The sequence below is a fragment of the Francisella sp. SYW-9 genome (assembly GCF_008711465.1).
GTDB lineage: Bacteria > Pseudomonadota > Gammaproteobacteria > Francisellales > Francisellaceae > Francisella.
In genome coordinates this window covers 259,860-272,673 of record NZ_VXKQ01000009.1, presented here as the reverse complement: position 1 = coordinate 272,673, position 12,814 = coordinate 259,860, and the positions used below count along the sequence as shown (strand labels likewise).

The following is a 12,814-nucleotide window of genomic DNA, read 5'->3' as shown; positions in this document are numbered from 1 at the left end:
TGGCTTTGTGGCTTTAGCTAGCACATTTATTTGGCTTAGATAATTTTTTGTTCATGGAACCTAGTTAAGCCATTAAAAATTCTGCTTTTAGAGCATTAAAACACATAGCTTTTAGCAGGGCTTAAGCATTTACTTTAATTGTAAAAAAGTAGCTACTCCTAGCAAAACCAAACCTCATCTTTAAAATACCACAACACTGCTTAACCCTATACCTAACTTTTGATATAAGAATATTTCTTGTTTTCTTTCTTCTAGCTAAAGGTTTATTTCTAATAGCTTTTTTAAGTATATGCGTATTCTATATCCTTCAGCAAATTTCTAGTCTATGCGCCTCATAAACTTAGACTGACTCTCTATTACTCAAACTATACCATTGACCTAGTAATAAAAATTTAAACATCATTATACAATCGCAAGAAGATCTATTTTGTGTAGTAATATCTTGGGCGTGGATAACTTTGAAAATCTACTAATCTGTTTATAGTTTTACAAATTTATTATCAATACCTAGTAACTCTTCTAAGCCTAAAAGAAAAACCTATGAGAGTTAAAATATAAATATCTTCGGCCTCTGTATTTTACAAGATATGGTCAGAATTTAGGATATTAATTCAACAGTCTTTAATTTATTACTATTTTTCATAAATAGGTATTTTCTACTCTATCACCTTCATTATATTCGTATGTAATATGATTTTATGATTTTAATCAAGCTATTTGAAAAAAAACAACACAATGTAAAAAGGAGAGTTTATATGGCTGTGAATGATGAGATACCAAAATCGAGGCTGATGCTTCGATATAAAACTGAGGTTGATGGTGAGTTAAAAGACAAGGAGCTACCTTTTAGGATGCTTGTGGTTGGAGATATATCTCAAGGATTATCAAAAGATAGAAAAGAAGACTTTGAGGAAAGAAAAGTTCGTCACATGGATGGAACTATAGATTCTCTGATGAAGGATATGGATATGGAACTAAATTTGTCAGTTCCTAATAAGATAACTCCATCAAAATCTTCTAATTTAGATATAAAGTTGAAGATTGATTCAATGAAATCCTTTCAGCCTGGGGTTATAGCGGAGAGTATTCCCCAGTTAAAGTCTTTAATAAAGTTAAGAGAAATGGTACAGGAGTTTGAATCCACAGTTGACAACAATAAAGGGTTTCGCAACTTGGTTAAGGAGATTTTACGTGATGAGACAGCCTTAGAAAAGATAAAACAAGAACTTCCTGCACTAGAATCATTTAAGATGACTGATGAAGAAAATGATGTAGTGGAAGGTGAAATTATCTCAGTTGAAGAAGGAGAGGAGTAATGTCTGAAGTAGCTACAGAAGTAAAAGAGAATAATGCTATTAGTTTGTCAAAACTATTTTCTAGCCTAAGTCTTGATACTACAGAAAAAGCTTTACAAAAAGTTCAGTACGACTATGTTACAGACGCTAGTAACCAGAATGATATAGTCTCAGATGATGTATTAAGATTAGCTGCTGGTTTATCTGCTATTTTCGCAAACGCTAAGAATGAAGATATGAATCTTTATAATAAGCATTTGACCCGTAATGTTATAAATCGTATTGACACCATAATAGAAGAACAAGTTAACGAGATTATTCATGATGTAAAATTCAAGGAGTTAGAAAAACAGTGGCTTTCGATTAATGAGATTTATCTCGATAAGCCTAATGATGCACCCATTAAAATATCTGTTTTGGATGTCTCAAAAGAAGAGTTGCTTGATGATTTTGAGACTAATGCTGTAGATATATCATCTAGTGATTTATTTAAGAAGTTATATGTAAGTGAGTATGATCAGTATGGGGGTGAACCTTATGGGACAATGATTGGTCTTTATGAGTTTGAGAATACTCAAGATGATATAAACTGGCTTTCTATAATGGGTAAAATTGCTACAGCGTCCCATGCGCCGTTTATAGCAGCAGCTAGTCCTAAGTTTTTTGGCTGTAATACGGCTGAGGATTTGGCAGATATTAAAAATCTTAATGCACTTTTAGAACACCCTAAGTATGGCAAGTGGAATAAGTTTCGTAAAACAGAGCAAGCAGCTTATGTTGGATTAACTGTGCCACAGTTTTTGTTAAGAGCACCTTATCATCCAGATAATAATCCAACAAAGGGTAAATATATTAAAAACTTCAAAGAAAAGATAGTTAACCCTATATCTAACCAAGAGTATATTTGGGGTAATGCATCAGTATTGTTTGCAAAAAACTTAATGAGAGCATTTAGAGTTACTGGTTGGTGTCAGAGCATACGGGGACCTCGTGCAGGAGGTACTGTGGAAGGGTTACCTAGTCATACTTTTAATATAAGAGGGTATGAGGAATTAAAGGTTCCTACTGAGTTTGTTATTCCAGACTATAGAGAGTTGGAGTTTGCAAATGCTGGGTTTATGCCTTTTGTGTATAAAAAAGGTACATCAGAAGGCTGCTTTTTCAGTGTTAATTCATTGAAGATGGTTCAGGAATATAAAGATCCTAAAGATTCTGAAAACTCTCAGTTAATAGCAAATATTTCTTATACATACTCAATTACTAGGCTGGCTCATTATATCAAGATGATAATGAGAGATCGTATAGGTTCTTCAGCTACTAAAGAAACCATAACAGATACTTTATCTAGTTGGATAAATAGTTATGTTACAACTGTTCCAAGTCCAACGGATTTGACTAAGAGCTATTTTCCTTTTAAGGCTGCAGAGATATCTGTAGAGCCGATAGAAGGTAAGATAGGTTGGTATAAGTCAAGTATCCAAATACTTCCACACGTTCAGTTTGAAGGTATGGATGTTGAATTAAGTGTTGAAGCTAGGCTTAATTCGTAAATAACTAAACTGGCAAGTTAATTAATATAAATAACAAGGAGATAAAATATGTCAGATTTTATAGCAATAGATGGTCAAAAGATGACTTTGGCACCAAACTCACACCCTGCAGCGAATCTTTCTGCACCATCACCAACACATGATGCTGTTTTTTTACAGGTAAAATTAAGTGCAGAATCAGGGCCCGTAGACTTAAAGGAAAAGCTACCGTATTATGATCTTGGGACATCAACTCCTGGTCAACAGCCTGTGAACTTTAAACTAGAATATGGCGAGTTTGATGCAATATCACAAACAATAAGTTTGCATCTTCGTACTAACAAGACTATTGCTGCAGAGCTAAATGCAGGGCTTACAAAAGTGCTAAAAGGAGGTGCTAAAGCACAACTTTCTGTAGAACTGGCTGTAGCAAATGATAAGCAAACTGTAGATCAAGCGAACAAGGGTACAATTGTGCAGTATTTTGACCCTCAAGGTGCCAAATTTACAATGTGTGAAGAACAAACTCGTCAATTTCAAGAGTTGATTGCTTATGAGTGTGGGGACTCATATCTTCGTACAGCAACACAAAATGAAACTGAGTTAACAGGTACTATAGTTCTAAGTGGAAAGTGGGAAAAAGGTACACCAGTATCAACATGGAGTGGAGATAGTACAAAGAAAGTTGTTATCGGCGTAGATGCTGGCGGTAAATAATTTTCAAATACTAAAGGTTTAGGTTAATTCTAAAATAGTTGAGGATATAAATTCATGAGTAAAGCAGATAAAGAGTTGTTACACTTGTTTGGTGATAAGCAGGATTGGGATTTAGCTAAAAGATCTGATTTTGATGTGTTGACTGAGTGTACAGGGCTTATCGATGCTAGAGAATTTCAGGCAGTTATCGATAAGATTTCTGAATATACTCATGAATATAGAGTTCTTGACATTCAGCTTGTATGTATTTATTTACAGGCACATTTTAACCTAAACCATTCAGCAGATGATTATGTTTCTAGCTTAAATATACTAGCGGATGTTTTAAATAAATATGACTTTATTTCACCAATAAATAAAAAAGAAACAATAACTATACAGAGTACATTAACTTTAATTAAAAATGCAAATGATGCTATAAACTATTATTATCCAGATTTCTTAGATACTCAACAAGAGCTGATAATACAACATCTAAGTCGTATCTTGGAGTTACTCTCAGAAAATATTGAAGATATCGATTTGTTGGAATTAAGTGAATCAAAGAATCAGTTAATATCGACAGTAGCAAAATATCTAATAAAAGAAGATAAAGATCCTGAGGCTGTAGAAGAAGCTCCAGAGGATGTCTTAGTTACACCAAATGTATCAAAACAAGATAGATATAGTTTTGCATGGGCAAATCTTTTACTGAAAATATCTAAGTTTGGAGGTTTGGCTAATATGGCAGAGACACCATCAGAGAAGTTCGAGCTAGCACTATTATTTGACTCGATTCAAACAGAAATTGACAATTTTAATCCAATTAAATATTTTCCAAGAGAGTTAGGAGCCTTTCTAAACTCTATAACACCAGAAGTCTATACTGAAATTTCACAAATAATTGAAAATAGCAAAGGATCGCCTTTGTGGGAGTTTATGCTAAACAAGACAGATGTAAATATTCAAATAGACCCTGATAATAAACCTTCAAATATGGGTGATTTTAATATTGATGAGATATTAAATAAACGAGCAGGTACAAAAACATCCCAGAATGACAATAATCAAGATAGTTATAACGATAATGAAGCTGATCAAATAGATCATGAAGATGATTTTAGCTCGGCTTTTGATTCTTTAGATTTATAGAGGAAGATGTATGTTTGATAATCTAAAAGTTAATGAGCTTAAACGCAATTATGATGAAATTTTAACAAAAAGAGTTTGGCAATATATTGAAGAGAAAGGCTTTACTAATATAAGTGTTGCTAAAGCATCTAATAAGGCTAAAAGTTATAGAGTGATGGTTACTTTAAAAGATACTATTTATCTTACTAACCTAAGTAATGAAAGTCAGAGAGATAGATCAGATACTTGTGTGTCAAAGATTAAATATGCTATTTCTGAAGAAGCATTATTAAAGGCAGATTTTAGCAATATTGATAGTCAAGGCATAGCACGTACTAAAGTTCTTATTTCTATTTTAACTAGAAGCTATATCAAACAAATTATAAAGCTAATATCTGAAATCCGTGAAGAGGTTGGTAAATCAAGTATACTTGTGAATAAGCTTAGTAGAGTTCTGTTAGATATTGTTACTAAGTTTTATACATTTTCAATGGAACTCTCGACAGAAGATACTCATGAGAAGTATAAGCAGATTCTTGAAAACTCTAACAACTATATAGAGTTAGCATCTAGCCAAATGAGTAGGTTAGAAGATGCTTGTGAGATTATAGGTCAGACATCACAAGCGTTAGATAGCGGTAAAGTATCTGAAGAAAGTGTAGAGTTGCTAAATGGTTATGTTAAAGAAGCTATTGAGCAACTTAATCAAACAATATTAAGAATCAAAGAATATATTGTTGCAGATGTGGCTGACAATATTCAAAATTTAAAAGCAAAGTTTGTAATGTTTAGTAAATATGCAGTTCCATTACAATATAGTTATCAATGTAAGGCTATTATCGATTCTGGTGATAGTTCTGCAATTTTTCATAAAGAAATGGCTCAATTAATATTTAGAGAAACCATTGAAATTTATATTACAGAATTATTGCCTAATTATGAAGTTCATATATTAAGCAGTCATAATAATGATTGGTTTACTCGTTTGCAGCAGAGTCTAAAAGCTAGGCTTGCTAGTCAAAATCTATTTGTAGATGATATAAAAAAAAATATTTTAGCTAAAGAAGAGCTTAGCGATGTTAGTCTACCAGATCTAGATAGTAGCTATGATAGTTTAGAAAAAGAGCTTGATCCTTTCGTTGATAGGCATCTTAAAAATGTCGATGAGGCATTTAATCAGAAAAAGGGTTTCAAAGGTGATCCTAAAAAACACTATATTCAATCATTGATAAAGTTCATAGAGGCTAATTATGAAAAAACTATTGCTGAGTATAGTTCCGATAAAATTGAATCAGAATTTTTTGGTGATAAAGTTAGTGATGATTTTCATAATAAAATTTTGTTTTTTAATTTGATAAACTTTATATGTGGTATTTCAACTAAATTATCAGCTGTTTATGGACAGGGTAAGATAACGGATAATAATCATATAAGGTTTATTTCGCAACAGCTACATATAACTACTAATTTCAGTCAAGATATTATAAATACTTTTGATGAGCCAATGACTAAAGCTCAGTTTAGAGAGTATTCGGAAGCTCTTTCTAATGAGATAAAGAGATTTAATAATTATAAAAATAGTGTTTTGTCTAGCTTAGAACGGTATCAATCACTACCTGATAACATAGAGCAGATAGGAGATGTTCTTAAAAATATTGATAATCAGCTTGGTGGTAGTAGAGATGCTGTTATTAAACTTAAAGAAAATATCACAGATATTAAATCAGCGGTTCATCAACAGCTCAAAATAGTTAAAAAACAGGCAGAGTTACTTTCAAGTACGCTAGAAAATATAAAAAGTACCACCGAAGATATTAAAGATATTGAAACTGCTAAGATTGAACGTTTAAGAACCTTTTCTCCTAATTTACAAGATGCTGAGAATAGAGCTCAATACTATATTTTAAATGCTTTGGCGGAAACTCAGTCAGAAACAGCTCAAAATGTAAGTAGAGATATTAGTGGCTTGCGTAACCGGGCATTAAATTTTGTTAAGATGACTGCGGTAATGAATTTTATTGTTAAGCAAGGGTTGATCGGTAAAACATCTTTAGAATTAACTATGGTTTCGAAGGATAATACTAAAAAGCTTTTTACATACAATGAATTTAATAAGCTTAAGCTAGAAGAGAACATCTTTACTGTCGATAATAAATCGATCGCTGACGATTTTCCTGGTTTGTTTCAATATTGTTATTTAGGGGCATTAAGAGAGGCTTATAACAGGGTTAATGGAGAAATAAAACTTAAAGATGATAAGGGTACTAAAGAATATGAATTCCATACGGTTTTTCCAACTGACTCAAATTATATTGACTTCATGATATCTTATTATTATATTCAGATAATTTTTCCTTTTCTTTCTAAGGATCAGGCTGAATTCGAGATATATATGCAAATATTAGCTCTTATGGAAAGTATATTTATCTCTTGGATATCAAATATTCAAGAAATGCTTAGCAAGAAAGAGCATTTTAAAATGATGAAAGAAGCATACATTAACGCTATGGATAATGCGATGAGGGATATGCATAGAGATCATCTTAAGTCTCAAGAAAATATGACTATATTTCAATCTATGAGTAGAGGAAGTAAAAGAGCTATATCGTGGGTTGGCGAGCTATTTGTTAAAGATTCATCAATGGCAAAAATTGGTAAAACATTTAAGAATTACAATGTTCAGGCTAAGCATATAGATGATTTTTATAAGATATTTGCTACTAAGTATAAAGATGAAATAGGTAATGCTACAACGGTTAATTTACCTATGGTATTGCTTGTGGCTTCTGATTTATCTATCAAGGCGGTCAAAGATAGGGAAGTTGACATGATTAAAGTTTTGTTTGCTGGAGCAATCACAGGAGGTGTAGCTGGTCTTATTGGAATATCTAAGTTTAAGTCTGTATTAGCAGGTTTAACTGCTAGCACAGTCTATGGGTTAGGTAGTTGGGTTTGTAATACATTTAGTAATTATCCTAACAATGCTTTGAGAGTTGAGCATTTAAGAGAGGCTAATGAAAATGCTAAGGACAATGATAAATCTTCAAAACTATGATAGAGGGTAGAAGTAATGAGTCAGAAATATTTTATTAAACCAACTGCAAAAATCCTTAATCCATTCGGTAATCTATTAAGTGTTGATACTAATTATTATAATAGTCGTTGTGAGAATGCATCAATTTTTATCAAAAATTTCACATTAGCTATCTTAGTTAAAGAAGATGCTGACTTATCTTTTGTACAAAATTTAGAAAAGGATTTAAATACTGCTATTGATAGATTAAAAGTTATAGCTAACGAGATAAGTAATTATACTCCACAGAACCCTAGTAATAGTCCACTAGATGGAATATATGTAACAGTAAAAAATACAGTTGAGCACTTTCAGAGAAGTTCAAATGGAATAAATAGAGATGAGCTTAAAAAAATAGGGTATGCAAATATCTTAGATAAAGTTGAAGGGTTGATTGAACTTGTCAGAAAAGTTTCACAAGAGCTTGTAGGTTCAATAAAAACTGTAAATGATGAATATAAAGAGCTTATTAAAAAAATAAAAAACATAGTTGAAAAAATAAATGATTTTATAAATTGCTCTTATAAAGTCGCCTCTACTTTTAAAGACTCTCTGTATGTCTTTAATACTGAAAACGAAAATGAAAGACTCTTATTTGAACACTTTAATGAAGATAAATTATTTTCACCATGTAGCGCTAAAAGCTATTTCAGTCTTAATTTGAATTATCAGCATAATTCAGCAAAGGAGAGTGATTTCACTAAGTATTTTAAGAATATATATAGTGAGAAAGAGATTATTTATGATGATACAAAAAACATTAAGCTATCAGCTACTAGCAAGTTTAGGTATAAAGAAAAAGAGCAAATAATAGAAAAAGAGGTTAAATGTAAACTTTGGCTTGTTCCAGTGAGTACTTTTATATTGCTTAGAGCTTTTGCGCGAGTAAACCAAGAAAGAAAAGAAAAAAGAGTCCTTAATGATCATATTGGTGTTATAAATAGTGCGAGTGAGTCTTATGAGGAACATGTTAAAAATAATAAAAGTCTATACCTTAAGAAAATACTAATAAGTCCCGCTAACGATCAAATAATGCTTGATAAAGATACTATACAGTCTCTAAAGGTAAATGAAATGGAGCTTCTCTGGCCTAAGTCACCAGGTGGCAAGCTATTGACTTCGTTAACTTTAAAAGATCTTATTATGATGCACTTTAGGGATGTTAGGAAACATGACACCTTTGGTAATATTATAGGTTTTAGGGGGACTCGTTATGAAAATAAGGTTAAAGAATTTATTAGGGATAACGAATATCTAAGTATTTCTCGAGTTAAAGCGGATAATAAGTATGATAGGTCTGTAGAGGGACTTATTGACCGTATAAATGGTTTTACAGGATCTAAAAACTCACGTTTAGTTAGAAAAATATCCATATTTATAAGCTCTTATATTACAGAGAAGTTTCAGTTTTCTTTATATGATAATGTTAAAACAGGAGCTATTTATAAAGATTATGATGAAACTAAGTTTCTTAGTAGCATTGTATCTGAGAACAAACTTTTAGAAGCTAAAAAAAAGTCAGTGATTGAAAAAATAAAAGCCAATAATAAGGTTGTAGAAGATATACAAAATCAACTAATCTCATTGACTGCAAATATTAAAAAAATTGATGATATTTTAAATGAAAGGCCGAATACAGAAGACAAAAATCACGATGAAGGGGTTAGTGTATCATTAGATGATGAAAATATTGACTCAATAGAAAATCCTTGCTTCAGCTTAGAATTAGGAGATAAATCACATGTTAAAATTAAAATTGATAAAAAACAATTAAACAGAAAAGTAGTACAATATAGTATAGCTAAGGTATTAAATAATATTCTTTTTAGTGCAAAAATAAACGTAATGGATAAGCTTATAAAGGAAACTGAGTTGCCAGGAGTTTTCTTAGATCCATTAGTAGAAGCACTACAGTATGATATCAATGATAAATCTATCGTTAGGTCGAGCTTTATGGGATATTTTATGGCTATCATGTATATGTCGCTTCCATATCATAAGTGTTTCCAAAGAAGAAATTGGTGGGATATATACCATTTGACTCCAAAAAGTAGAATACTCTTTATGTCAAAGGCAGCAAATTGGTACTACAAAGCATATTATGATATTTGTAGAGAACTTTGGTATTCTGTTGGGCCATTTATAGGATCAAACCTTGATTTACAAACTGTACGCAGTAGTCTAAGAGAAAATTTAAGATCTAATTTGGAAAATAAAAATCTAAAAGTAGGCTATGAAAATGCTTATAGTCATAAAGATTCAATATCTAAGAGAATAGATACGGTTGGCTCTGCCGTAACATATATTTCATCAATGTTTATATATGATAATGCAATACAAGAAGAAGACCTTGTATCTACAGAAGTCAATGAAAATATCGATTTAACAAGTCTAGATAAATCAACTACTAGTATTAAGAGACATGAATTTGAAAGATCGCTTGAGAGCCATAAACTTGAAAGATCTCGTTCATTTCAGCTGAACTCATCGATAGATGGCAAAATAATTGAAGTAGGTAACTGGATGAGGGAATCTAAATTTTTGGAATCTAATAATCTTGATTATGCAACTCTAATGGTATTGACAATATCCCTTCATGTTGAGTCTTCACATAAATATATAGTATCTGCAGATTTGAGTAAGAGGGCAGAAGTGTTTACGTTATTAAATAAAGTATTTTTTAGTGACTATGGAACTTCTATACATAGTAGCTATAATTTGGAAAATCGTGGAGGTATAGATAGAAATATAGTCAATGTGTTGTTAAATATTGATAAAGATTTTATAGATTTTGCTATTAGTAATATGGGAGAACAATACTCGATGATGTCATGTCCAAACTCAGACAGGACAGAAAGTGTTCAGCAAGATAGGGCATTAAAATTACTTTTAGTAATACAAATGTTATACCTTAAAATAGTCAGTTATAGATATTCATTAGATATAGGTAAAGGTGGATCGCAATGCTGGGACGATAATATATATGACCCATGCTATAAAGCTTTAGAAAGTAAAAAAAGTAGTTACCACCTTGGAGGGGTTTATAAGAAATGTGTCTTAGAGGAGGTAATTAGATCATATAATGCTATATTTGGGGATAAGGGCAAGGGTATTAGAAGAATAACAAAACCTGTTGGTGAATGGACTGGTTGGCATACAGATCTAACAAGTACTAATCAAAAAGCACAAATAATTCCTTTTGTAAAAGATGTTATGAATGGTATTTATATGTATACACAAAAATTTATAATCGGTTCTAATATTTTAGAAGGTGAAACAATATTTGATCATATTATAGCAGCTGTAAAAACGAATAACGTTTTAAATAAGTATGCTCTTAATTCTTATGAAGTCTATGGTAATAATTTAAAAAATATACTCATAGAGTTGAAAGATGGATCAAAAGAAAATTATTTTACTGTTTTGGTATATGGATTACTTTTAGCATGTATGGCATTAGTTACCAGAACTGCTTATAAGTATGGCTCAAAATTTGCAGGAGTAGCAGATTTTCAAAATAAGATCGAAGTGAGAACTTCAGAAGATGACATTCAAAGTATATTAAAATACTGTTTACCATTTTATATTTTTTGCGCGAATATGGTTAGTCGTATAGCCATAAAGAACCAACCGTTAGATTTAACATTAACAAATATTTATACAGATCCTAGTCTAGCTGACACAAGTATAGATAGGTATGGAGGTATAAATATTTCATCAGTATATGCTTTTATAAGATCATTTATAGTAGAAGATAAATATGTTGAAAGTGATGATAATAAAAAGGTTGATTTGTCAAATATGTCAATACGCCTAGATAATATGAAGGTTCTTGATAAAACAAAATATAATGATAATATGGATTAATTATGCAACAAATAAATTGGCACTTAGGTCAGGCAGTATTACCTGAGCATTTTACATTATCACAGAAGTTCTCAAATCAGCGTAATGTTGCTCTGTGTGAGATTAATTCTGCTACTGATTTCTATGGATTGGCAGAGTTAACTATAGATGAGCATCTTTTTGAGAAAAATATTTTTAGGATAGAGTCACTGACGTATATAACCCCTAAGTCAGAGTGTATATATTATCGCGAGTCTAGTTATCCTAAAACATTAGAGCTTAATCTTAATACTATAGATTCTGACACAGCTGTTATTGCAATCAAGGTTTCTGATGACCCTTTGATTGAAGATATTAAGAGTGGTCAAAATAGAGTTCAAACAAAGCTTTATAATATATCTTTTACTATAAATCCTGAAGAGGTTGATGAGCTATCTACTTTTAAGATTGCTGTATTAAATAAGTTAGGAGATGGCCAGTGGGTATTAGGAGAGTATCTACCTATGATTTTATCGACAAAGGTTTATAGTTTTAGACTTGTATCTAATAAGCTAAATAATCTCTTGCAGACTATACGCTCATATGTTCAAAATGAGAAAGTAATAAACTCAGCGATATCTGCAGCTAAACTAGCATTACTTAATAATATACTATATAGTTGCAATCAGTTGCAGTACTACATTTTGCAACTAGCATATACAAAGTATTCACCATTATTTATATTTCATGCGATTCAAAATATTTATTTGTACTTGTTACAATATCAAGATTTTGTAGAAGTGGATACAACACTAGTCTACAAGCATGATAAACCTCTAGATAGTTTTCAGCGTTTGATAACAGCAACCTTTGAGAAAGTTCTACACACTAAGTCTATAGAGTACAAGGCCTTTAATCTGATAGATAATCTTTTGTCTACTGGAGTTATTGAATCTGAGGCGCTAAACCGTAAGAAACATTATCTTGTTGTGCGTAAACCGGTAGAAGATTATAACTATTCATTAGCTATGATTAAATTAACATCTCCAAGCAGAGTTGAGCATGTATATAAGTATGCGATGGTTGGCTTGAAATTATCTAAGCTTGATTTTAATCCTTTACCGATCTCAAGTGTAGATAAGTATTGCGATGTTTATGAGATTTTGCCATCTAGAGAGTGGGATTACATACTAAGTGAGCAAGTTATATGCTTGCTAAATACAAAAGAAGTAAGTGAGCTAAAGTTTGTATATTACTATATATAG

At 31.4% G+C, this 12,814-nt stretch carries 7 protein-coding genes; all 7 read left to right on the top strand.

All coding sequences use genetic code 11. The annotated features are described in order from the left end of the window. The first annotated feature begins 755 nt into the window (after positions 1–755). The 7 genes from tssB to tssK are packed head-to-tail and all read left to right on the top strand — an operon-like array spanning position 756 to position 12,814. Positions 756–1,316: a type VI secretion system contractile sheath small subunit gene (gene tssB / locus F3D62_RS05970; RefSeq protein WP_150467333.1), complete on the top strand. Its 561-nt coding sequence runs from the start codon at positions 756–758 to the stop codon at positions 1,314–1,316. Then, positions 1,316–2,845, top strand: a complete 1,530-nt coding sequence (gene tssC / locus F3D62_RS05965) for a type VI secretion system contractile sheath large subunit (RefSeq protein ID WP_150467332.1) — start codon at positions 1,316–1,318, stop codon at positions 2,843–2,845. Before tssB ends, tssC begins: the two co-directional genes overlap by 1 nt. 48 nt (positions 2,846–2,893) lie before the next feature. Further along, the gene (locus F3D62_RS05960; RefSeq protein ID WP_150467331.1) at positions 2,894–3,541 is read left to right on the top strand and encodes a hypothetical protein; all 648 of its coding nucleotides are present in this window, start codon (positions 2,894–2,896) and stop codon (positions 3,539–3,541) included. A 54-nt stretch (positions 3,542–3,595) separates the two neighbouring features. Beyond that, positions 3,596–4,672: a type VI secretion system protein IglI family protein gene (locus F3D62_RS05955; protein WP_150467330.1), complete on the top strand. Its 1,077-nt coding sequence runs from the start codon at positions 3,596–3,598 to the stop codon at positions 4,670–4,672. 10 nt (positions 4,673–4,682) lie between these two features. After that, positions 4,683–7,706, top strand: a complete 3,024-nt coding sequence (locus F3D62_RS05950; protein ID WP_150467329.1) for a hypothetical protein — start codon at positions 4,683–4,685, stop codon at positions 7,704–7,706. Positions 7,707–7,721: 15 nt separating this feature from the next. Then, a complete protein-coding gene (locus F3D62_RS05945; RefSeq protein ID WP_150467328.1) occupies positions 7,722–11,591 on the top strand; it encodes a hypothetical protein in 3,870 nt (1,289 codons plus the stop codon). A gap of 2 nt (positions 11,592–11,593) precedes the next feature. Further along, positions 11,594–12,814: a type VI secretion system baseplate subunit TssK gene (gene tssK, locus F3D62_RS05940; protein WP_150467327.1), complete on the top strand. Its 1,221-nt coding sequence runs from the start codon at positions 11,594–11,596 to the stop codon at positions 12,812–12,814.

What these genes read in the sequence shown, in the direction of transcription:
- tssK (WP_150467327.1), top strand. Translation starts at nt 11,594, where the DNA reads ATGCAACAAATAAATTGGCACTTAGGTCAGGCAGTATTACCTGAGCAT.
- tssC (WP_150467332.1), top strand. Translation starts at nt 1,316, where the DNA reads ATGTCTGAAGTAGCTACAGAAGTAAAAGAGAATAATGCTATTAGTTTG.
- F3D62_RS05960 (WP_150467331.1), top strand. Translation starts at nt 2,894, where the DNA reads ATGTCAGATTTTATAGCAATAGATGGTCAAAAGATGACTTTGGCACCA.
- F3D62_RS05955 (WP_150467330.1), top strand. Translation starts at nt 3,596, where the DNA reads ATGAGTAAAGCAGATAAAGAGTTGTTACACTTGTTTGGTGATAAGCAG.
- tssB (WP_150467333.1), top strand. Translation starts at nt 756, where the DNA reads ATGGCTGTGAATGATGAGATACCAAAATCGAGGCTGATGCTTCGATAT.
- F3D62_RS05945 (WP_150467328.1), top strand. Translation starts at nt 7,722, where the DNA reads ATGAGTCAGAAATATTTTATTAAACCAACTGCAAAAATCCTTAATCCA.
- F3D62_RS05950 (WP_150467329.1), top strand. Translation starts at nt 4,683, where the DNA reads ATGTTTGATAATCTAAAAGTTAATGAGCTTAAACGCAATTATGATGAA.